Annotated in this window: 18 protein-coding genes and 1 pseudogene; 10 read left to right on the forward strand and 9 right to left on the reverse strand. The window is 67.8% G+C overall.

The window, feature by feature from the left end; all coding sequences use genetic code 11:
- Positions 1 to 934, forward strand: a 934-nt coding sequence (locus G3N98_RS29965; RefSeq protein WP_206150220.1) for a cytochrome P450, incomplete at its 5' end; no start/stop codon positions are given.
- A gap of 15 nt (positions 935 to 949) precedes the next feature.
- Here the strand turns inward: G3N98_RS29965 and G3N98_RS29970 are convergent.
- Together G3N98_RS29970 and G3N98_RS29975 are read right to left on the reverse strand one after the other, a co-directional pair.
- On the reverse strand, positions 950 to 1276 hold the full coding sequence (locus tag G3N98_RS29970) for a superinfection immunity protein (protein ID WP_011354384.1): 327 nt from the start codon (positions 1274 to 1276) through the stop codon (positions 950 to 952).
- Positions 1277 to 1377: 101 nt separating this feature from the next.
- Complete coding sequence (locus G3N98_RS29975) at positions 1378 to 1797, reverse strand: rhodanese-like domain-containing protein (RefSeq protein WP_089426988.1); 420 nt, start codon at positions 1795 to 1797, stop codon at positions 1378 to 1380.
- A 110-nt stretch (positions 1798 to 1907) separates the two neighbouring features.
- On the opposite strand from G3N98_RS29975, the gene ftrA reads away from it, so the two are divergent.
- The gene (ftrA, locus tag G3N98_RS29980; RefSeq protein WP_206150222.1) at positions 1908 to 2882 is read left to right on the forward strand and encodes a transcriptional regulator FtrA; all 975 of its coding nucleotides are present in this window, start codon (positions 1908 to 1910) and stop codon (positions 2880 to 2882) included.
- Positions 2883 to 3042: 160 nt separating this feature from the next.
- Here ftrA and G3N98_RS29985 read toward each other — a convergent pair whose 3' ends face one another.
- Together G3N98_RS29985 and adiC are read right to left on the reverse strand one after the other, a co-directional pair.
- Complete coding sequence (locus tag G3N98_RS29985) at positions 3043 to 5382, reverse strand: Orn/Lys/Arg decarboxylase N-terminal domain-containing protein (protein ID WP_089475306.1); 2340 nt, start codon at positions 5380 to 5382, stop codon at positions 3043 to 3045.
- Between the two features lie 3 nt (positions 5383 to 5385).
- Positions 5386 to 6918, reverse strand: a complete 1533-nt coding sequence (gene adiC, locus G3N98_RS29990; RefSeq protein ID WP_089475305.1) for an arginine/agmatine antiporter — start codon at positions 6916 to 6918, stop codon at positions 5386 to 5388.
- Positions 6919 to 7350: 432 nt separating this feature from the next.
- Here adiC and G3N98_RS29995 point away from each other — a divergent pair, with 432 nt between their 5' ends.
- The 5 genes from G3N98_RS29995 to G3N98_RS30015 all read left to right on the forward strand — a co-directional run bounded on the left by G3N98_RS29995 (position 7351) and on the right by G3N98_RS30015 (position 12853).
- Positions 7351 to 8421 (forward strand): nitronate monooxygenase, encoded by a 1071-nt coding sequence (locus G3N98_RS29995; RefSeq protein ID WP_206150224.1) that lies wholly within the window; start codon positions 7351 to 7353, stop codon positions 8419 to 8421.
- An 80-nt stretch (positions 8422 to 8501) separates the two neighbouring features.
- Complete coding sequence (locus G3N98_RS30000) at positions 8502 to 9956, forward strand: M20 family metallopeptidase (protein ID WP_206150226.1); 1455 nt, start codon at positions 8502 to 8504, stop codon at positions 9954 to 9956.
- A gap of 55 nt (positions 9957 to 10011) precedes the next feature.
- Positions 10012 to 11121, forward strand: coding sequence for a malate/lactate/ureidoglycolate dehydrogenase (locus tag G3N98_RS30005; RefSeq protein ID WP_206150227.1), 1110 nt, complete (start codon positions 10012 to 10014; stop codon positions 11119 to 11121).
- Complete coding sequence (locus tag G3N98_RS39965; RefSeq protein WP_346779113.1) at positions 11091 to 11963, forward strand: TfoX/Sxy family protein; 873 nt, start codon at positions 11091 to 11093, stop codon at positions 11961 to 11963. The genes G3N98_RS30005 and G3N98_RS39965 overlap by 31 nt, the downstream gene beginning before the upstream one ends.
- A gap of 311 nt (positions 11964 to 12274) precedes the next feature.
- Positions 12275 to 12853, forward strand: a complete 579-nt coding sequence (locus G3N98_RS30015; RefSeq protein WP_206150228.1) for an NnrU family protein — start codon at positions 12275 to 12277, stop codon at positions 12851 to 12853.
- Positions 12854 to 12952: 99 nt separating this feature from the next.
- Here G3N98_RS30015 and G3N98_RS30020 read toward each other — a convergent pair whose 3' ends face one another.
- Together G3N98_RS30020 and G3N98_RS30025 are read right to left on the reverse strand one after the other, a co-directional pair.
- Complete coding sequence (locus G3N98_RS30020) at positions 12953 to 14332, reverse strand: amino acid permease (protein ID WP_206150229.1); 1380 nt, start codon at positions 14330 to 14332, stop codon at positions 12953 to 12955.
- Between the two features lie 298 nt (positions 14333 to 14630).
- Positions 14631 to 15368 carry a sulfite exporter TauE/SafE family protein gene (locus G3N98_RS30025; protein ID WP_206150230.1) on the reverse strand — a complete coding sequence of 246 codons (738 nt, stop codon included), beginning with the start codon at positions 15366 to 15368 and terminating at the stop codon, positions 14631 to 14633.
- Between the two features lie 623 nt (positions 15369 to 15991).
- On the opposite strand from G3N98_RS30025, the gene G3N98_RS30030 reads away from it, so the two are divergent.
- On the forward strand, positions 15992 to 17287 hold the full coding sequence (locus G3N98_RS30030) for a right-handed parallel beta-helix repeat-containing protein (RefSeq protein WP_206150231.1): 1296 nt from the start codon (positions 15992 to 15994) through the stop codon (positions 17285 to 17287).
- A gap of 48 nt (positions 17288 to 17335) precedes the next feature.
- Here G3N98_RS30030 and G3N98_RS30035 read toward each other — a convergent pair whose 3' ends face one another.
- The 3 genes from G3N98_RS30035 to G3N98_RS30045 form a co-directional block, all read right to left on the reverse strand.
- Entirely contained in the window at positions 17336 to 17629 is a 294-nt protein-coding gene (locus G3N98_RS30035) for a DUF488 family protein (protein ID WP_346779114.1), read from the reverse strand.
- 34 nt (positions 17630 to 17663) lie between these two features.
- The gene (locus G3N98_RS30040) at positions 17664 to 18836 is read right to left on the reverse strand and encodes an FAD binding domain-containing protein (protein WP_206150232.1); all 1173 of its coding nucleotides are present in this window, start codon (positions 18834 to 18836) and stop codon (positions 17664 to 17666) included.
- Between the two features lie 96 nt (positions 18837 to 18932).
- Positions 18933 to 19598 (reverse strand): DsbA family oxidoreductase, encoded by a 666-nt coding sequence (locus G3N98_RS30045; RefSeq protein ID WP_206150233.1) that lies wholly within the window; start codon positions 19596 to 19598, stop codon positions 18933 to 18935.
- Positions 19599 to 19711: 113 nt separating this feature from the next.
- Here G3N98_RS30045 and G3N98_RS30050 point away from each other — a divergent pair, with 113 nt between their 5' ends.
- Positions 19712 to 20638 (forward strand): LysR family transcriptional regulator, encoded by a 927-nt coding sequence (locus tag G3N98_RS30050; RefSeq protein ID WP_089475297.1) that lies wholly within the window; start codon positions 19712 to 19714, stop codon positions 20636 to 20638.
- A gap of 168 nt (positions 20639 to 20806) precedes the next feature.
- Positions 20807 to 21082, forward strand: a pseudogene (locus G3N98_RS30055) (hypothetical protein); the annotation flags it as partial.

Below are 21082 nucleotides of genomic sequence, written 5' to 3' on the forward strand. Positions count from 1 at the left end.
CATGAACGATGGCGCGTTGCGGCACGACGTGCCGAAGCAGGCGCTGCGCACGGCGTTCGCGCCGATCGACACGGCCGCGTTGCGCGACCGTGCCGCGCGGATTGCCGCACGGCGCTTGCCGGCGCCGGGCGATGCCGGCGCGCTGAACGCGTGGTGCATGACGGTGCCCGTTTGCGCGGTTGCCGATCTGCTCGGCTTCGACGAGACGCAGCTCGACGGTATCGCGGCGCAGGTCGTCGATTTCGTCGCCGCGCTGTCGCCGTTGTCGGATGCCGCGGCACTGGCCCGCGCGAGCGACGCTGCGCGAGCGCTGCTCGACCGGATGACGGCGCGCGTCGCACAGACGCAGGCGCACGACGGCACGCTCGTTGCCGCCGTGCAGCAGGCGGCCCGCGCATCGGGCTGGCACGCGAGCGGCGCGCTGGTCGCGAATCTCGTCGGGCTGCTGTCGCAGACCTGCGAGGCGACCGCCGCGTGGCTCGGCAATACGCTGGTGGCGTGGAACGGGGAGGCGGGGGCGAGCGCCGCGCGCGTCACGCCGGACGATGCCGCGCTCGACGCATTCGTTGCAGAAGTCGGGCGCTTCGATTCACCGGTGCAGAACACGCGCCGCTTCGTCGCATCGCGCACGACGATCGAAGGCGTGAGCGTCGAAGCGGGCGACGCGATTCTCGTCGTGCTCGCCGCCGCGAACCGCGACCCGGCCGTGCATCGCGATCCGCAACGGTTCATCCCTGGCCGCGCGGCCGGGCCGAATTTCGGCTTCGGCACGGGGCCGCACGGTTGCCCGGGCGAGCGGATCGCGCGGGCGGTGACGGCGGGGGCGTTCGGGGCGTGGCTGCGTGCGGGCGGCGTACCGCCGCACGACGGGCTGGCGTGGGACTACCGCGCGTCGACCAACGTCAGGATGCCGAAGTTCGACGCGGTACGCTGAAGGGGAAAGCGGGACTTAACGGCAGCCTTGTTTCTCCGCCCATTGCTCCTGGGCGGCAACGCGGCGCTGCACGCGTTCGACGAGACCGGTCGAGAAGGTCCGCATGCTGATGCCGCGGCGCTTCGCGAGGATCGTCTGCGCGACATCGGTGCGCGGGTTCGGCTGGCAGGCCCAGTACAGCGTCATCAGCCAGCCGATGCCGGTCCACCCGAACAGCGCGTTGAACATCGCGACCGTCAGCTTGTCGTGCCGGCCACGCCGGTCGGCAATGACCGCCGGCAGAAAATAGATCGCGATCGCGGCCACCGAACCGGCCACTTGAATCAGGACTGCGTTCTGCATGTTGCTGCTCCATCCGAACTGCAATGGAACCGAGTATCGCGCTTTTTCCGTTTGCGTGCAGGCCGTGGCCAAGCAATTGATTGTTGCGTTTTTAATGACGATCAGCCGGCTTCGGCGTCCGCCGGCTGCACTTCGTTGCTCAGCGCGAAACCTTCGTCGAGCCAGCCCGTCACGCCGCCGATCATCAGCTTGACCGGCCGGCCGAGGCGCGCGAGCTGGATCGCCGCGCGTGCGGCGCCGTTGCAGTGCGGGCCCGCGCAGTAGACGACGAACAGCGTGCCGGCCGGATAGCCGGCGAGCTTGCTCTCGATGATCTTGCGGCGCGGCAGGTTGCGGGCGCCGGGCACGTGGCCGGCGGCGAACTGATCGGGGCCGCGCACGTCGAGCAGCACGAAATCGGGCGCGCCCGATGCAAGCGCGTCGTGCACGTCCCAGCAATCGGTCTCGAAGCGCAGCGATGCCTCGAAATGCGCGAGGGCGGCGGGGCTGTCGGCGGCGGGCACGTCGGTGACGTAGGACATGGCAGGTTCTCCTGAAGATTGCGTGGAACGCGGTGGAATGAAGGGCAGTATCGCGGTTCGGCGCGTTTCGCGGCAGTGGCGCGATCGACAAGTTCCGGTAACATCGCGCCATGCACAATCATCTCGTCGTCGCGCTCGCCTACGATCGCCTCTGCACGTTCGAATTCGGCTGCGTGGTCGAACTGTTCGCCCTCGAACGCCCCGAGCTCGGGGTCGACTGGTATCGCTTCGCGGTCTGCGCGAGTGAGCCGGGGCCCGTGCGCGCGGCGGGCGGGATCACGGTCGCCGTGCCCTATCGGCTCGCGACGCTCGATCGCGCCGACACCATCGTGATTCCCGGCTGGCGCGATCCGGACGAACCGCCGCCGGAGCCGCTGCTGAAGAAACTGCGGGCCGCGCATCGTCGCGGCGCGCGGCTCTGCTCGATCTGTTCGGGCGTGTTCGTGCTGGCCGCGGCCGGCGTGCTCGACGGCCTCACGGTGACGACCCACTGGCGCTATGCGGAGAAACTGCAGGCGCGCTATCCGGCGCTGCGCGTGAATCCCGATGCGCTGTACGTCGACGAAGGGCAGGTGATCACCTCGGCCGGATCGGCGGCGGGGCTCGACATGCTGCTGCATCTCGTGCGCCGCGATCACGGCGGCGGGATCGCGAACCGGGTCGCGCAGCGCCTCGTGCTGCCGCCGCATCGCGACGGCGGGCAGGCGCAGTTCGTGCCGCGCCCGGTCGCGCCGGGCGGCACCGACCGGCTCGCGAAGCTGATCGACTGGATGCGCGCGCATGCGGCCGAGCCGCATACGCTCGCGTCGCTCGCCGCGCAGGCCGCGATGAGCACGCGCACGCTGCAGCGTCAGTTCGCGGATGCAACGGGCATGTCGCCGCTCGCGTGGCTGATCCGCGAACGCGTGAACGTCGCGAAGGACATGCTCGAAGCGCATCCGGCGCTGTCGCTCGCGCAGGTCGCGGCGCGTGCGGGGTTCGGTTCCGAGGAATCGCTGCGCCGGCATTTCCGGCGTGTCGCGGCGACGAGCCCGGCCGCGTACCGGCGCGGGATGAGTCGCGGCGAAAGCGCACGGGACGCCTGAGCGCGGTACCGATTCCTGTCGACGTTTTCTTCCGATGACACCGCGGTGGCGCAAGATCGCGCCTCACTGAGACAGGCCGGCCGCCTGAGCGGCCGACGCCGGCTGCAAGTGGCGACGCGCGCCGCCGGGCGGCGGCACGGCGTCGGGTTGCATTGCGTACTCAGTGCGTGTGGGTATCGCGCGCCTTCTGCTTGATGCACGCGATGCGATACACGCCATCCTCGACCTCGACACCGTGTGTGTCGTGCGTGAAGCCGGGGAAGCGCAGGTCGTACTGCTCGAGTGCCTTCAGGTAGCCGAGCAGCGGGCCGTCGGCCGGCCCCGCGTTCTCGCCGGGCATCAGCAGCGGAATGCCGGGCGGATAGGGCACGACGCCCGTCGCGACGGTGCGGCCTTCCATCTCTGCGAGCTCCAGCATCTCGATGTCGTTGTGCACCAGATGCTCGAACGCCTCGGCCGGACTGTAGTCGGGCTTCGGCAGCGTCGAGAAGCCGCGCGACATCATCTCGGTCGTCTTCAGGTCGCTCATCGCGCTGAACATCAGGTCGCACAGGTCGCGCAGGCCGAGCTTGCCATAGCGTTCCGGATAACGCGCGACGAGTTCGGGCAGCGCCTGTTCGAGCGGCGCGTTCGCGTCGTAGTCACGCTTGAAGTCGAGCAGCGTGTTGACGAGCGTGCCCCACTTGCCCTTCGTCACGCCGAGCGAGAACAGGAACAGGATCGTGAAGTCGGTCGTCTTCTCGACGACGATCCCGTGCCGGTCGAGATACGCGGTGACGACCGACGCCGGAATGCCGACCGGCATCAGCCCGCCGTGCGCCGCGACACCCGGCGTGACGATCGACACCTTGATCGGGTCGAGCATGCAGTAGTCGTCCTCGATATCGCCGAAGCCGTGCCACGTGTCGCCCGGATGCAGCACCCAGCACGACGGATCGGTGGCGAGCAGCGTCTCGTCCGCTTCGTGGAAGCGCACGCGCCGGCCCGTCTTGCGATCGACGACGCTATCGGGCTGCCAGCCGTTGAAGAACCAGTCGTTGTTCTCCGCGCATTCCGTATGCAGGCGCGCGAGCATCTGGCGGAACGCGACGGCCTCGCGGATCGCGTCGGTGGTCAGCGCCTCGCCGCCGGGGCCGTCCATCATCGCGGCGCTCACGTCGTTCGACGCGATGATCGCGTAGTTCGGCGACGTCGACGCATGCATCATGTACGCCTCGTTGAAGCGGGCGTGCTCGATCGGGTTGCGGCCGTCGCGAACATGAATGAACGACGCCTGCGACAGCGCGGCGAGCAGCTTGTGCGTCGATTGCGTCGCGAACACGGTCGGCTTGCTCGCGTCGTGTTGCGACGGATCGCCGTGCATCGCGTGACGGTCGCGGTAGATCGGGTTGAAACGCGCGTAGCCGTACCATGCCTCGTCGAAATGCAATCGATCGACGCTCTGGCCGAGCAGTGCCTCGACGCGCGCGACGTTGTAGCAGAGGCCGTCGTACGTCGAGTTCGTGATCAGCGCATGCACGGGCGTCGGGTCGATGCCGTCGCGGCCGCGCACGAGCGGGTTCGCGTCGATCGCGAGGCGCACGGCGGCGGCCGTCAGCCGCTCGGGCATGATCGGCCCGATGATCCCGTAGTGGTTGCGCGACGGAATCAGGTAGGTCGGAATCGCGCCCGACATCGTCATCGCGTGCTCGGCCGACTTGTGGCAGTTGCGGTCGCACAGCGCGACCTGGTTGCGCGTCACGCTCGCCATCAGGATCACGCGGTTCGACATCGACGAGCCGTTCGTCACGTGATACGTGCGATGCGCGCCGAACACGCGCGCCGCATAGCGTTCGCTTTCGCCGATCGGGCCCGAGTGATCGAGCAGCGAGCCGAGTTCGCCGACCGAGATCGACAGGTCGGAGCGGAACAGCGATTCGCCGAAGAATTCGAAGTACGCACGACCGACCGGCGATTTCAGGAACGCGGTGCCGCCCGTGTGGCCGGGCGTGTGCCACGAGTATTCGTACACGCGCGAAAACTTCGCGAGTGCGCGGAACATCGGCGGCAGCACGGTTTCGCGGTAGCGCTCGATCGCGGCGACGATGCGGCCGCCGATGAACGCGGTGGTGTCCTCCAGCATCCAGATGAAGTCGTCGGCCTTGCGCATCGCGTCGACCGGAATCGCGGACGCGCTCGCGCGGCTCGCGAGCAGGAACACGGGCACGGTCGCGTTGCGTGCGCGCATCGCGTCGAGCACGGCCTGCGCGGGCGCATGGTCGGCGTCGTTGCCGAGTTCCCAGTTGAGCAGCAGGCACTGGATCGCCGGATCGGCGGCGACCACCGCGCGCGCATCGTCGGCGGACGTCGCGATCACGACGTCGACGAGCCGAGAGCGCAGCTCCTCGGCAAGCGCCGTCGCGGCGCGCCCGGTGGCCGTGCGTTCATCGATGTCGTGTTGCACGAGCAGTGCCTTCATGCCGAGGCGGCGGAAGGCCGGTTGGGTCAAGGAAGCGGTCATGTGTCATTCCCCCGTTGATTGGGTTGCCTGGACGCTCGCGGCAACGGCCGGCGAGCGCGCGTGAAGGGTGTCGGCCTGGTGACGGCCCACGGAGATCCAGAAGGTGGCGGCGAGCGCGGCGATGGTCACGCCGAGTGCGAGATAGCGCACCCAGCGCGGCGAGCGGCCGCCCGGATGGATGTGGGTTTCCTCGATCTCGCGCTGGCGGTTGATCGACAGCTCGTAGAAGACGATCGTCGCGACGACGAAGATCAGCGACCAGCGCGTTTGCTGGCCGTCGGAGCCGACCATTGCCCACAGCGCGTAGACGGCGCCGATCAGGCCGACGATCGTGTAGAACGTGAATTGGTGCGACGGCATCTTGCCGTAGCCGAGCACCTTGATCGCGATGCACGAGTAGATGTACGGCAAGAGCGTCATGATCACGGCGATCGACGCGATCTTGCCGAACTGCTCGCTGGCGCTCGGCGACATCGTCGCGAGCACCTGCACCGACATGATCAGCGCGACGATCGCGAGGCCCGCGGACGGCACGTTCTTCGAGTTCACGCGGGCGAACACGCCGGCGAACAGCCCGTCGTCGGCGGCCGCCTTCGCGGTCTGGCCGACCAGCAGCGTCCATCCCGCGAGCGAGCCGAGGCAGCCGAGTGCCGCGCAGATCGCGACTGCGTTCGCGGCCGTGTCGCCGAGCGCGAGGCGCGCGGCATCCGCGAACGGCGCGCTCGAGGCGAGCAGCGCCTTGTTCGGGATCATCCCCATGATCACGGTCGAGCTGAGCACGTAGCAGACGGCCGCGAGCACGACGCCGCCGACGGTTGCGATCGGCACGTTGCGTGACGGGTTCTCGACGACGCCGGCCGATACCGACGCACTCTCGACGCCGATGAACGCCCACAGCGTGAAGTTCAGCGTCGCGCCGATCGCGCTGAAGCTGTTGGTGCCCGACACGTTCCAGCCGGCGAAGTACACGTCCTTGCTGAACCAGAACCAGCCGAACACGGCCATCCCGAGGATCGGCACGAGCGCGAAGATCGTCGTGACCGACTGCACGCGGCCGACGACGTTCGGCCCGAGGATGTTCGCGTACGTGAACAGCCAGATCACGAAGATCTGCGCGAGGGCGAACACGAGCGGGTCCTTCAGGACCGGGAAGAAATGCGTGAGGTAGCCGAGGCCGGCGACCGCGAGGCCGACGTTGCCGAGCACGTTCGCGAGCCAGTAGATCAGGTTGGTCTGGTAGCCCATGTACGGGCCGAACGACTTGCGCGCATATGCGTACGGGCCGCCGGCGGCCGGGTCGATCGCCGCGAGCTTCGCGAACACGAGCGCGAGCGACACGGCGCCGACGACGGTGATCAGCCAGCCGAAGATCGCGATGCCGCCGGTGGCGGCGAGGTTCGCGGGCAGCATGAAGACGCCGGAGCCCATCATGTTGCCCGCGACCATCAGCGTGGCGGGAATGACGCCGATTTTCGGCGCGGAAGCCGCGGCCGACGGGGCGGCGGCGCGGGAGGAGGACGAGCTGGCATCGGACATGCGACGCTCCTTGACGAGACGTGTTGCAGTTGAAGTGGCGCGGCGTGGCGCCGGTTGACGATTCCGGCATGAATCGCCGTTTTATTTAACGTTTTCATGTTATCGCCTTGGTGGTTTTTAATAAGGGTAAACGCCGGTATTTAATAACTTGAATATTGATGAATGTCATTGAAACCCGTGAATCGACGTTTGAATTCGGGCGTGGGTGGGCCGTGCAGCAAGGATGTGGGTGTTTTCATTGGTCTCGGCCATGGATGGTGGGGTCGTGCTGCTGAAGCCGCCGTGAATAATCCTTTTTTCCCGAATCGGTTAAATCAGTTCGTGACGTAAATGGCGCCGCAATCGGGGTTCGGGTTTGTCGGTTAATATCGGGCGCATTAAACGCGCGCCGCCGGCGCGCGCGACCACCTTCTTCCCCCGAGGACGATTCCGATGACGACGCTGCCTTCCCGTTTGCCGCTGATCCAGGCGCCGATGGTCGGTTCGCTGAGCCCGCTCGCGATCGCGGTGTGCGAAGCCGGCGGGCTCGGCTCGCTCGCGTGCGCGGCGCTCGGCCCGCAGCAACTGCGCGACGAGATCGCGGCGATTCGTGCACGCACGGGCGCGCCGTTCAACGTGAACTTCTTCTGCCATACGCCGCCGGCGCCCGACGCCGAGGTCGAGGCACGCTGGCGTGCGGCGCTCGCCGGTTATTACGCGGAAGCCGGTCTCGATCCGGCCGACGTGAAGGGCGGCCCCGGCCGCGCGCCGTTCGACGATGCGATGTGCGCGGTCGTCGAGGAACTGCGCCCGGCCGTCGTCAGCTTCCATTTCGGGCTGCCGGACGATGCGCTGCTCGAGCGCGTGCGGCGCACGGGTGCGTGGGTGGTGTCGTCCGCGACGACCGTCGAGGAAGCGCGCTGGCTCGATGCGCGCGGCGTCGACGCGATCGTCGCGCAGGGCGCGGAGGCGGGCGGCCATCGCGGGATGTTCCTGACCGACGACATCCACGCGCAACCGGGCCTGTTCGCATTGCTGCCGCAGATCGTCGATGCGGTGCGCGCGCCGGTGATCGCGGCCGGCGCGATCGCCGACGGGCGCGGCATCGCGGCTGCGTTCGCGCTCGGCGCACGCGCGGTGCAGATCGGCACGGGCTACCTGCTGACGCCGCAGGCTGGCCGCTCGGCGCAGCATCGCGCGGCGGTGCGCGCCGCGCGCGACGACGGCACGCGCATGACCAACCTGTACACGGGCCGCCCCGCGCGCGGGCTGCTGACGCGCTTCATGCGCGAGCAGGGGCCGATGAGCACGCTCGCGCCGGCGTTCCCGCTCGCGACGACCGCGGTCGATCCGCTGCGCGGCGCGTTCGAGCGGCAGGGCCGTGACGACTTCTCGCTGCTGTGGTCGGGCGAGGCTGCGGCGCTCGCGCGTGAAGCGGATGCGGGCGAACTGACGCAACGCCTGTGGCGCGACGCGCTGGCGTGCGCGGCGGGGCTGCGCGACGCGTTCCCGCAGGCGGTCTGAGCGACCGGGAAGGGGGCGCCGGCGCGGGAGCATCGGCGTATCATCTGGGTTTTCGTCAGCCCGATCCAGGCACCCCCACCATGACCTCCGTCGACACTACCCCCGTCCTCGACCATGACAAGCTCGTTACCTTCATCGAGCGCAAGTGGAACGATGAAATCCTCCACGCCCTGACCGACTACATCGCGATCCCCGCGAAGAGCCCCGCATTCGACCCCGACTGGGCGAAACGCGGCTATCTCGAGCGTGTCGTCACCGATGCCGCGCAGTGGGCCGAGCGCCAGCCCGTGAAGGGCCTGAGGCTCGAGATCGTGCGCCTGCCCGGCCGCACGCCGGTGATCTTCTTCGAATCGCCCGCCACGCGTTCGGGCAGCACCGACACGATCCTGCTGTACGGCCACCTCGACAAGCAGCCCGAATTCGACGGCTGGCGCGCGGACCTCGGCCCGTGGACGCCGAAGTACGAGAACGGCAAGCTGTACGGCCGCGGCGGCGCGGACGACGGCTATGCGATCTACGCGAGCCTCGCGGCGCTCGGCGCGCTCGACGAGCAGGGCATCGAGCGGCCGCGCTGCGTCGGCCTGATCGAGACCTGCGAGGAATCGGGCAGCTACGACCTGCTGCCGTACGTCGATGCGCTGCGCGACCGGCTCGGCCAGGTGTCGCTCGTCGTGTGCCTCGATTCGGGCGCCGGCAACTACGACCAGATGTGGCTCACCACGTCGCTGCGCGGGCTCGTGTCCGGCGACCTGCAGGTCGAGGTGCTCGAGGAAGGCGTGCACTCGGGCGTGTTCGGCGGCATCGCGCCGTCGAGCTTCCGCGTGATGCGCCAGCTGTTCGAGCGCCTCGAGGACGCGAAGAACGGCAACCTGCTGCCGGGCGTGTTCCATTGCGAGATTCCCGACAGCCGCGTGCGCGAGGCCGAAGCGGCCGCGTCGATCCTCGGCGACGCCGTATGGAAGGGGCTGCCGTGGGCCTGCGGCGCGGACGGCAAGCCGGTGCTGCCGACCACGACCGATCCGCGCGAGGCGCTGCTGAATTCGACGTGGCGTCCGTCGCTGTCGGTCACCGGCGCGGCCGGCCTGCCGGCGCTCGCCGATGCGGGCAACGTGCTGCGTCCGCGCACCGCGTTCAAGCTGTCGCTGCGCCTGCCGCCGCTCGTCGACGCCGCGCAGGCCGTGCAGCAACTGAAGGAATTGCTCGAACTCGATCCGCCGTACAACGCGAAGGTGACGTTCAAGCCGGACGCGGGCGCCGCGACGGGCTGGAGCGCGCCGGATCTCGCGCCGTGGCTCGCGTCGTCGCTCGATGCCGCGTCGCGCCGCCACTTCGGCGCCGATTGCGCGTACATGGGCCTCGGCGGCACGATCCCGCTGATGAACGTGCTGCAGGAAGGGTTCCCGTCCGCGCAGTTCATGGTGTGCGGCGTGCTCGGGCCGAAGTCGAACGCGCATGGCCCGAACGAATTCCTGCACGTGCCGTATGCGAAGAAGCTGACGGCGGCGGTCGCGGACGTGATCGCGACCGCGCGCTGATTGCTTCGCGCTCAGCAGTGACCACTGTCCGACCCACCCTCACGGAACCTTGCCGATGACCGCACTGCCGACGCCCGATACCGAACCGCTGCGCATGCGCGCCGAACCGCTGCATGCATTCGTCGCGGCACTCTGGGCGCGGGCCGGCAGCAGCGAGCGCGAGGCAAGGCTCGTCGCCGATCACCTGGTCGGCGCGAATCTCGCGGGCCACGATTCGCACGGGATCGGGATGATCCCGAACTACGTCGCGTCGTGGCGGGAAGGGCAGTTGCAGCTGAACGGGCACGCGTCGATCGCGCGCGACGGCGGCGCGGTGCTGACGATCGACGGCGGGCGCGGCTTCGGCCAGGTGATCGCGTTCGAGGCGATGGTCGAAGGGATCGACCGCGCGCGACGCATGGGCATCTGCGCGATCGGGCTGCGCGACGTGCATCATCTCGGCCGCATCGGGCATTGGGCCGAGCAGTGCGCGCGCGCGGGGCTCGTGTCGTTCCATTTCGTCAACGTGCCGGGCGACCTGCTGGTCGCGCCGCTGCATGGCACCGATCCACGCTTCGGCACGAACCCGTTCTGCGCCGCGTATCCGCGCGCGGGCCAGCCGCCGCTGCTGCTCGATTTCGCGACGAGCGCGATCGCGTACGGCAAGACGCGCGTCGCGTACAACCAGGGCAAGCGCGTGCCGGCCGGGTCGCTGATCGATTCTCGCGGCCAGCCGACCGACGATCCGGCCGTGATGCATGAACAGCCGTTCGGCGCGCTGCTGCCGTTCGGGCTGCACAAGGGGTACGCGCTGGCGGCGATGTGCGAGATTTTCGGCGGCGCGCTCGTCGGCGGGCATACGACCTACGGTGACACGCTGCAGAAGACGAGCGCGATCGTCAACGGGATGCTGTCGGTGCTGATCGACCCGAACGCGTTCGATGCGGCCGACGCGCAGCGCGAAGCCGATGCGTTCGTCGCATGGGCGAAGGCGTCGCCGCAGGCCGGCGATGCGCCGGTGCAGGTGCCCGGCGAGCCGGAGGAAGCGAGCCGCGCGGCGCGCGGTGCCGGCGGCATCCCGGTCGATCGCGCGACGTGGCGGCAGATTCGCGAGAGCGCGGCGGCGATCGGCTTCGACGAAGCCGAGCTCGACGCGTGGACGCAGCGCTGCAGGGCATCCGCATGAGCTGGCAATCGGAACAGGCGCACGGCGAGGAGATCGCGTATCAGCTCGCGCCGCTCGGCAACGTCACGGTCGTGCGGTTCTTCAGCGGCGCGGCGATGCGGCTCGACGGCGTGATGTTCGGTTTCATGTCGCGCGGGTCGCTGTTCCTGCGTGTGGATGACGTGAACCGTCCGGCGTTCGTCGCGGCGGGGATGGGGCCGTTCTCGTACGAGCGGCCCACGCGCACGGTTTCGCTCGACGGCTATTACGAAACGCCGGCCGACGTGCTCGAGGATGCCGGCGCGCTGTTCGACTGGTGCCGCAGCGCGTATCGCGCGGCGCTGCTGGCGGGGCCGCCGAAGCGGAAGGCCAGGGCGGTGCCGAAGGCGAAGCCGGCGCAGGAAGTGAAGCCGGCGCAGGAAGTGAAGCCGGCGTCGAAGCGGGCCGCCAAGCCGGTATCGGAATCGTCGTCGAAATCGGCGCCCGCGCATGAAGCCAAGCCGGCGTCGAAACGAGTCGCCAAACCGGCATCGAAAGTGTCGCCAAAGCCTGCGCCGGCACAGGAAGCCAAGCCGGCATCGAAGCGTGTCGTCAAGCTGGTGTCGAAAGCGTTGCCGAAGCCTGCGCCGGCGGAGGAAGTGAAGCCGGCGTCGAAGCGAACCACCAAGCCGGCATCGAAAGGACTGCCGATAGCTGCGCCGGTTCAAGAAGCGAAGCCCGCGTCGAAACGAGTCGCCAAACCGGCATCGAAAGCGTCGCCGAAGCCTGCTTTTGCAGAGGAAGCCAAGTCGGCAACGAAGCGAACGATCAAGCCGACGTTGACGCCGGCAGCGAAATCCCCGGCGAAGCGCAAGCAAACATAGTGCCGGCCGCGCGAAGCGAAAGCCGCGCGACTTTTCTTTTTTGTCGTCTCGGCCGTCGCCCGGCGATTCACGCGACATGCGCCGGCTGGCACAAGGGCAGCCGGGGAGGGACACAGTCACGAAAGCGTCAAGCGCGTGCCGCACCGCACATCCCCCATGCTTCACAACGGCGGCCTCGGCGTTTATGATCGGCGCGGGTTGCACCCGTGCCTGGCGCGACCCGCGCCAGCCTCGCCGCCGGCTCCGCGAACGGCGCATCGTACGCCGCGCGGGACGCTTCCCCCACTCATCATTCCAGACGGAGACAGCCGATGCTCGTCCTGATTCTCGGTTTAGCGATCTTCCTCGGTGTGCACTCGATCCGGATCGTCGCGGACGGCTGGCGGTCAGCGACGATCGAGCGGATCGGCGAGAAGCGCTGGAAGGGCCCCTATGCGATCGCATCGATCATCGGCTTCGTGCTGATCATCTGGGGGTACGGCATCGCGCGCCAGGGCGCGACGCTGCTGTGGGTGTCGCCCGTCGGCGTGCGCCACCTCACCGGCATGCTGACCGCGATCGCCTTTGTGCTGATCGCCGCCTCCTACGTACCCGGCAACCGCATCAAGACGCTCGTCGGCCATCCGATGGTGGCCGGCGTGGCGGTGTGGGCCATCGCGCACCTGCTCGCGAACGGCACGCTGCACGCAGTCGTGCTGTTCGGCGCGTTCTTCGTATGGGCGCTGGTCGATTTCGTCGTGTGGCGCGCGCGGGATCGCCGCGATGGCGTGCGCTATCCGGCGGGCAAGCTGTCGGGCGACGTCGTGGCGATCGTGGCCGGGCTCGTCGTGTGGGCCGTCTTCGCGTTCTTCCTGCACGGCTGGCTGATCGGCGTGCGGCCGTTCGGCTGAGCGGCCGAGAGGTTGAGCGACTGAGGCGTCGAGCGACTGAGACGTCGAGCAACCGAGCGGCGGCCGACCGGCGCGCCGCTCACCCACCTGGAGCAACGGTCAGCGCGCCTTCGCGCCGGCCGTCTCGCCGAGTTGTGCCGGCTTGCGGCGCAGGAAATAGGCCGCGACGATCGCCAGCGCCGTCAATACCGTGAACCAGAACTGGAAGCGCGAATCCGGGTTGAACGCCTGCGAGCCGAGCACGGCCACCAGCGCCAGCAGCGCGATCCAGTTCGACACCGGATAAAACCACGCGCGGAACGCCTGCGGATCGCGCGGCGCGTGCTTGTCCTGCCGGCGCATCGCGAAGTGCGCGACGATGATGAAGATCCACACGATCATCACGAACGCGCCGCTGCTCTTCGCGAGCATCAGGAACAGGTCGCCGCCGCTCACGAAGTGAACGCCGAGGATCGACACGCAGATCGCGAGACACAGCACGAGCGCGTTCATCGGCACGCCTTTCGCGTTGGTCCGGCCGAACATCGCGGGCGCGTGGCCGCGCTGGCTGAGCGAGAACAGCATGCGCGAGTTCGAGAACAGGAACGAGTTCATCACCGACATGAACGACACGAACAGCACGATCTTCATCGCGACGGCCGCGCCCGTGAAGCCGGCCATGCCGAACAGCGACACGTACGGCGATTTCAGGTTGGCCTTGTCGGTCCACGGCATGCACAGGATCAGGATCGACACCGAGCCGACGTAGAACACCATCACGCGCACGATCACGCTCTTGATCGCCCGGATCACGTTCTTGCTCGGGTTCTCGGATTCGCCCGCCGCGACGGCCGCGATTTCGCTGCCGCCGAGCGAGAAGATCACGACCATCACGCCGGCCAGCACGGGCGACACGCCGTTCGGCATGAAGCCGCCGTGATCCGTGAGGTTCACGAGCCCCGGCGCGGGAATGCGCGGCTGGAAGCCGAGCAGGATCGATGCGCCGAGCGCCATGAAGACGATGATCGTCGTCACCTTCGCGAACGACAGCCAGTATTCCGCTTCGCCGAACGAGCGCACCGAGTACGCGTTGCTCGCGATCAGCGTGACGAGCATGAACAGCGCGCCGCCCCACACGGGCAGCCACGGCAGGAAATCGTGGAGGATCGCACCGAGCAGGATCGCCTCGACGGTGATCGTCATCATCGACTTGAACCAGTACAGCCAGCCGACCGCGAAGCCGGCCCATTCGCCGAGATAGCTGCTTGCGTAGGTGGAGAACGATCCGCTGTCGGGGTTGCGGGACGCCATTTCGCCGAGCATGAACATGACCAGCGTGACGATCACGCCGCCGATCAGGTACGACAGGATCGCCGCGGGGCCGGCGGTCGCGATGATGGCGCCGGAGCCGACGAACAGGCCCGCGCCGATCACGCCGCCAAGCGCGATCATCGTGATGTGCCGTTGCTTGAGGCTTTGCCTCAACGAGTTGTCCTGCATCTCCTACCTCTAGTTATTGTTGGCCCGTTGGCCGGGAACGCATCGGGCCGCGCGGCGGCAAGCGTGCTGCCGCCGCATGGGGCACCGATGTCGAGGGAGCGTGTGTGACGCGATGTGCCGGGCCGCCGGCGGTGAATCGGAATGGCGGCCGCGAAGTGCCGGTCGGTGCCCGCGAGAGGGCGATGCCGACGACCCCCGGATTGTGGGCGGACACCGTCGTCACCGCAAACGAGATATGCGAAAGACGTCTTGCGGTTTGCTCATCAATTGCCGCGACGGCGGCAGGCGGGGGCGCGCGTCAGATCGGCTTGACGAACAACCCGACGGTCAGCACCGCGCCGATGCAGACGATCCCGATCCGCAGCACGCGTTCGTTCACGCGATGCAGCGCCCAGGTGCCGAGCAGCCCGCCGACGACCGCGCCGCCGCCGAGCGCGAGCGCCTTGCCCCAGTGCAGGTGTGGCGACGTCAGGAACAGCACGACGGCCGATGCGTTCATCACGCCCGCGAGCGCGTTCTTCGTCGACATCGCGTGGCGCGGCGACAGGCCGGCCATCGTCAGCACGGCCATCATCAGGAAGCCGAGGCCGCCGCCGAAGTAGCCGCCGTAGATCGCGATCATGAACTGCGAGAGCGCAGCGGGGATGGTGCCGAGGTGGGCCGTGCCTTCGCCCGGCTTGCGGAAAAAGCTGCCCCACGCGAACACGATCGTCGCGAACAGCACGAGCCACGGCACGAGGCGCGAGAAGATCGACGACGGGGTCTTCAGCAACAGCAGCCCGCCGAGCGCACCGCCGATCACGCTGATGATGAACATCGCGCGAAACGACAGCCTGCCGACGCCGCGCACCATCTTGCGGCTCGCCCAGCCGGTCGTGACCTGCGCGGGAAACAGAGCGACCGTCGACGTGATGTTCGCCGCGAGCGGCGACATGCCCGACACGATCAGCGCGGGCAGCGTGACGAACGAGCCGCCGCCGGCCAGGGTGTTCTGCAGTCCGGCCCACAGGCCGGCGAGGATGACGAGAGCGAGCATAGGAGCGGGAGCGGAAGGTGGCGGGGCTCACCTGCCGGAAGCGGGCAGGCGTAGCGAACGCACGATGGTAATGCAGGACCGCGGGCGGCGTGAACGGGTGCGTTCGCGGTGTCGTCGCGAGCCTTCCCGGCCGGTGCAAGCGACGATGCCGCACCGCCCGCGACCAAGGTCGAGGATGGCCCGGGCGGGCGGACAGGCGGTCTTACGACGTCGCGCGGCCAATGTCGGATTGTCGAACGGCGCGCGCGAAATAGACTGGTTGATGAGCGGCGGGAAAGAACCGGCAGGGTTGGGGGTCAGCCGGCGTCCGGTGCGCTCGGGAACGCAGTTCCTGTTGACGGGTTCGATTCCGGCCACGCGGTGCCGGCGCGTCGGAATCGGGCCGCCTTTCCTCGGGGGACACGCATGGGCGCCGGCGGGCGAACAGGCGACCGGGTGTCGATCGCGGCCACGCGACGGCGCTTCGTTGCCGTTGCTCCGCCGCATCGGCGGAGCAAATGAATGTCGCAGTCGGGATGGTGCGCCGCGTGTGCCACGCGACGTACGATCGCCGTTGCTCGAACGCCTCGCGACCGTCAGCCATTGGCCGGTTAGCGCGGGCGAACGGGCGTGAGAGAACAACCATGAGAAAGTCGTTTCGCGGGGTCGGCCCGAGTGTGGCCGTCTGCCTGATCTGTACCGCATGTTTCGCCGCATCTCCGGCGGCCGCCTACACGCCGGGCGGTACACGGCACGCGCATCCGTTGCGCAGCGCGCCGGCGCTTTCGACCGTGACCGTCCAGCCGACGGCGAACGGCGGCGACCAGGCCGATGCGCTGCAGGCTGCGTTCGATGCATTGCAGCCGGGCCAGCGCCTCGTGCTCGCGCCGGGACGCTACACCGTCGGCCGGTCGCTGACGGTGTCCAGGGCGAACGTCGTGATCTCGGGCTATGGCGCGACGCTGGTTGCGACCAACCCGGCTGATCAGACCATCGTGATGAGCGGCAGCGGTTCGACGCTCGTCGGCGTCACGCTGGTCGGCACGGGCACGACGCGGCTGACGACGCCCGCCTCGACGAAGGTCGAGGTGACGGGCGCCGGCGTCCAGGTGCTCGGCGTGACGATCCAGGGTGGCGCCAGCGCAGGGATCTTCGTGTTCGGCGGCAGCAGCGTGGCGATCGTGGGCAACACCGTGGAGGCGACGCTGGCCGACGGCATCCACACTACGTACGGCTCGACCAACGTGCTGGTGCGCGGCAATACGGTGAAGAACACCGGGGACGACCTGATCGCCGTCGTCAGCTACCAGGCCGACGGCCGCCTCAGCGCCAACGTGCTGATCGACGGGAATACGGTGTCGGGCAACTACTGGGGGCGGGGCATCTCCGTGGTCGGCGGGCGGACCGTGACGATTTCGAACAACACCGTCAGCGGCGTGCAGAAGGCGGCCGGCATCCTGGTCGCGCAGGAGGATAGCTGGAAGACCTACGGCGTGTCGGACGTCGTGATCGAGAACAACGTCGTCGGCGCGATCCAGGACGGCACGAATGCGAACAACGGCCTGCCGCCTACCCACCAGGCCGCGATCGAGCTCGATACCTGGTCGGGGACGGTGTCATACGTCGTCGTGAAGGGCAACCGCGTATCGGGCTCGGGCTATGACGGCTTCCGGGCGTTGGGGAACGTCTGCCATTTCGCGGTGGCCGACACGGCGCTCGCGTCGATCGCCGGCATGCCGGTGTCGCTGCTGACGAACAACTGCCCGGCCGCCGATATCGTCGCGTACGGCAATTCACTGGGCGGCGTGGCGCTGGCGTCGCCGGTCGGCGCTTCCCCGTCCGGGACGATTCCGGCCGGCGGCGCGGTGACGTCGGGGATGCCGGCGGTGCGCACGAGCCTGATGCAGGCGAATGGCGCGCCCGCATCGGCGCGGAACTGACGATGTTCGCGACGCGCCCCCGGCCGTGCCATCGAACGGGGCGCTGCGCTATGCGTTCGGGGGCGCGGTTGCCCCCGGCGCCGTGGCGTCGTCCCCGGCGTCCGGATAGACGATCGTGCCGTCAGGCCGGATCACCGCGCCGGCCGTCAGGTGCGCGGGTTCCACGCGGTGGGAGCCCATGATGTGCAGCACCGTTTCGCCGCGCGCGATCAGGTAGTCGGACACGATCCGCCGGTGGCAGCGCCACCACACCGCTTCCGAGCACCTGATCGCGCAGCGCTGCCCGTGTTCAGCGACGATAGCCGCTTCCGCCTGGCGACGTGTGCCCGACGCCGCCGCCACACGGCTTCGCGCCAGTATGTGCGGTGGTTGTTGCTCAAGCGCTCGTCAGGACGACATGGCTGCGCGGGATGCCCATGATCCGGTCGCCGATGTCCATTCCCCATTCGGTCATGTCGATGCCCTGACTCAATTGTTCAGCCTGCCAACGCGACAGGGCTGCATCGATGTCGGAATCCGCGGATTGCAGCGCCGTGGCCAACGTCAATGCGTTCGCGGCTGCCTTGGCGGTACTGCCCGCGGTATGAGGGCGCGGAACGAAGGCGGCGTCGCCCAGCAGGATCGCTCTGCCATACACCATCTGCTTCACCTGCAGATCCAGGATGGCCTGGACGAACGGTTCGTGGGTGGCATCGACCAACGTCTGGAAAGTCGGCGCGAGAAGCGCCTTCGACGCCTGCGTCAGGCGAGCAAGGTCTTCGTCTTTCAATGCGCCCGGAGGCAGCGAAAACGAGTGGCGTATCCCGGAGCGGTCGGTCAATAACGATGAGAGTTCTTCGCCGTGGGCAACCTTCCGGTACCACACCCAGTTCCAGCGCCGCTGACCTTCCTGCGTCGACAGGTCTTCGCCCGGGACGAGATATTCGAGCATCAGGTGGCCGGGGCCCTGCTGGAAGGCAAAGGTTCCCTTGAGAACATCCGCGGCGCTTGCCGGGAGTGCTGCTTCAGGAACGAGCCCGCGCCACGCGACATATCCGGCGTAGGTGGGTGCCAGGCCAGCAGAAACTTGTTCTCGGACCGTGGAGCGTGCGCCGTCCGCGCCGACGAGCAGATCGCCGGTTTCGATGCGGCCGCTGGCAAAGCAGGCGGTGATCCGGTCGCCGTCCTCTTCAAAGCGGACGAAGCGCTCGCCCGGATGAAAGACCTGCGCGGGCAGGTGCGCCTTCATCGTGCCGTAGAGCATGTTCCAGGACGTCTGGGTCTGCGGCATGAAGCTGCGCTGAATGACGCGATCGGTACGGTCCAGGTAGATGCGGTCGCCCGACCGCACGCCGAGCGCGGCGCCGGTCTGAATTCCGGCGAAATGAAACGCCGACAGGACGTCACCCTGCAACACGATTCCACCCCCTCGGCTGTCCAGTTCACTCGGGGAGCGCTCGAAGATGTCGACGTCCCACCCCGCGGCTTGCAGCGTCGTTGCAGTAAAGAGCCCGCCGAGCGAGCCGCCGATGATCAGTGCGCGCGGCCTGGCTTTTGTGGTGGCGACCATGAGTCTCTCCAAACGAGTAGCGTGTGTTGTGCTTGGCGCGCATGCCCGATTCCGCGAATCGAGCGTGCGCGCTTGCGTTCACCTGCAGGGGGCGATTCAGACGGCGGCTTTGGCGGTTGTGTCGCCGGTGGCATGTCGAAGCACTTCAGCGAGTACCGAAACCGGTTGTGCACCGCTAACCGGAACGCCGCCCACACGGATTGTCGGCACCGACCGAATGCCGGCCGCCCCGGCCCGCAGTTCGTCGGCAACGACTTCGCGCTCGCCGTCGTTCGTCGCCAGGAAATCGCGCACTTCGTCAGCGTCGAAACCCGTCCTTTCCGCGAGGCTGACCAAAACCTCGGCCATGCCGATGTCCCGTCCGTCGGAAAAGTAGGCAGAGAAAACCGCCTCGAACAGTGCTTCGGTCCTGGCCGCATCTCCCTTGGACTGAGCGAGGAACATCAGGCGATGGGCAAGCCGCGTGTTGGGCGTGACCGCTACGCGGTCGTAGTTGAATTCGACACCTGCGCGTTTGCCCGCCAGCGTGACGTCGGCATCCATTGCCTGCGAACGTGCCCAGCTTCCGAATTTGGCGCTGCGATAGGCTTTTCGATCGATTCCGTCCTTGGGCATGGTCGGATTGAGTTCATACGGAAGGTACTTGATGGCCGGTGCGACGGCCAGGTTGGCCTCCCGGAGCGCTGCCTTGAGATGTGCGTGGCCGATCCAGCACCACGGGCAGATGAAGTCGTACGTGACCTGGATGTCGAGCGGATTCATTTGGAGGCTCCTTGCGTTGACGGTTCAAGCACTTTAGGCTTTGCGTCAGGGTAAAGGAATATGAACCAGTCGCAAACCAGCATTGCGGTGCGCGCAAAGATAAAGGACATGGCGTGGACAAGCTTCTTGCGTTGCGGGCATTCATCGACGTCGCGGAAACGGGGGGCTTTTCGAAGGCGGCTCGCCGCATGGGGGTGGCCACTTCGTCGGTGACGCGCCTGATGGACGCGTTGGAGAAGTCTCTTGGCAGCGCGTTGCTGACTCGCACGACGCGTCACGTGACGTTGACGGATGCCGGTTCCGCGTATCTGGAGCAGATCACGCGCGTGCTGTCGGACCTCGACGAAGCCGACGGGAGTGTGTCCGACACGGGTGCCGACGCGGTTGGACCGCTGCGTGTTTCGATGCCCGTGACTTTCGGGCGCCTGTGCCTGGGGCCGCACATCGCCGGCTTCCTGCAGCAGCATCCCCGCGTATCCCTGGATCTGGTGCTGTCGGATGCGTACCTGGATCTGGCGACCGAGCGAATTGACGTTGCGGTGCGCATCGGCACACCTGCAAACCAGCCGAATCTGATCGTCAATCGCTTGGCGGAACATCATCGCTATGTCGTCGCGAGTCGTGACTATCTGGAAAGCAACGGAATGCCCGCTTCTCCGGACGATCTGCGAAACCATCAATGCCTGCGTTTTGCGTACCAGGCGGCCGTGCAGCGTTGGTCGTTCACCCGCGCAGGCAGCACCGAGCATGTCGAGATCAACGGCAGACTTTCGGTGAACAACTCGGACGTGCTGCGCGAGGCCGTGATCAGCGGGTTTGGCATCGCACTGCTTCCCCAATGGCTCGTCGAAGAGGATGTGATGGCGGGGCGGCTCACGCGTCTTTTCGAAGACTACTCGATCAACCCGCTCGACCAGACCGTCTGCGTTTATGCCGCCTATCTTCCGAATCGCCGCCACTCGCGCAAAGTGCATGCGTTGCTTGAATTTCTTCGACATCGAATCACGCACTCCGGCGCGTTCTCGGATGCGTCGAGCTAGGCCGCGATCTCGCGCGGGTCCACGCTCCGGCGGGGCCGGCCACCCGAAGCCGCAAAAACGCGCGCTTCGGCCACGACACTGCCCGATTTAACGCTTCATTACGATGGGCCGTCCGGAAAGGTGCTAGATTTGCGCATCGATATTTCGCAAGGCGGAGAGGGCAGGCAGATGTTGAAGAAACTGGCGGGGATGGCCGTGGTGGTCGGTGCGGCGGCGGTGGTGTCGCTGCCGGCGGTGGCAGGCGACACGAACAACGCACTGGGCGGCGCGCTGGGTGGCGTCGCCGGCGCGGCGGTCGGTAACGCGATTGGCGGCAGCACGGGCACCGTGATCGGCGGGGCAGTGGGCGGTGGCGCCGGTGGTGCGGTGACGTCGAACAAACACGAACGCACGGGCGCGATCGTCGGCGGCGCACTGGGCGGCGGCGCAGGCGCCGCTGCGGGC

Origin of the sequence: Burkholderia sp. Tr-20390 (genome assembly GCF_017104595.1) — a bacterium.
In the GTDB taxonomy this organism is placed as follows: Bacteria; Pseudomonadota; Gammaproteobacteria; order Burkholderiales; family Burkholderiaceae; genus Burkholderia.

Coding starts and splice junctions, on each gene's coding strand:
- G3N98_RS29975 (WP_089426988.1), bottom strand. CDS start 1,797: ATGTCCTACGTCACCGACGTGCCCGCCGCCGACAGCCCCGCCGCCCTC.
- G3N98_RS30015 (WP_206150228.1), top strand. CDS start 12,275: ATGCTCGTCCTGATTCTCGGTTTAGCGATCTTCCTCGGTGTGCACTCG.
- G3N98_RS29995 (WP_206150224.1), top strand. CDS start 7,351: ATGACGACGCTGCCTTCCCGTTTGCCGCTGATCCAGGCGCCGATGGTC.
- G3N98_RS29985 (WP_089475306.1), bottom strand. CDS start 5,382: ATGACCGCTTCCTTGACCCAACCGGCCTTCCGCCGCCTCGGCATGAAG.
- G3N98_RS30005 (WP_206150227.1), top strand. CDS start 10,012: ATGACCGCACTGCCGACGCCCGATACCGAACCGCTGCGCATGCGCGCC.
- G3N98_RS30025 (WP_206150230.1), bottom strand. CDS start 15,368: ATGCTCGCTCTCGTCATCCTCGCCGGCCTGTGGGCCGGACTGCAGAAC.
- G3N98_RS30040 (WP_206150232.1), bottom strand. CDS start 18,836: ATGGTCGCCACCACAAAAGCCAGGCCGCGCGCACTGATCATCGGCGGC.
- G3N98_RS30045 (WP_206150233.1), bottom strand. CDS start 19,598: ATGAATCCGCTCGACATCCAGGTCACGTACGACTTCATCTGCCCGTGG.
- adiC (WP_089475305.1), bottom strand. CDS start 6,918: ATGTCCGATGCCAGCTCGTCCTCCTCCCGCGCCGCCGCCCCGTCGGCC.
- G3N98_RS30020 (WP_206150229.1), bottom strand. CDS start 14,332: ATGCAGGACAACTCGTTGAGGCAAAGCCTCAAGCAACGGCACATCACG.
- G3N98_RS30000 (WP_206150226.1), top strand. CDS start 8,502: ATGACCTCCGTCGACACTACCCCCGTCCTCGACCATGACAAGCTCGTT.
- G3N98_RS29970 (WP_011354384.1), bottom strand. CDS start 1,276: ATGCAGAACGCAGTCCTGATTCAAGTGGCCGGTTCGGTGGCCGCGATC.
- ftrA (WP_206150222.1), top strand. CDS start 1,908: ATGCACAATCATCTCGTCGTCGCGCTCGCCTACGATCGCCTCTGCACG.
- G3N98_RS30030 (WP_206150231.1), top strand. CDS start 15,992: ATGAGAAAGTCGTTTCGCGGGGTCGGCCCGAGTGTGGCCGTCTGCCTG.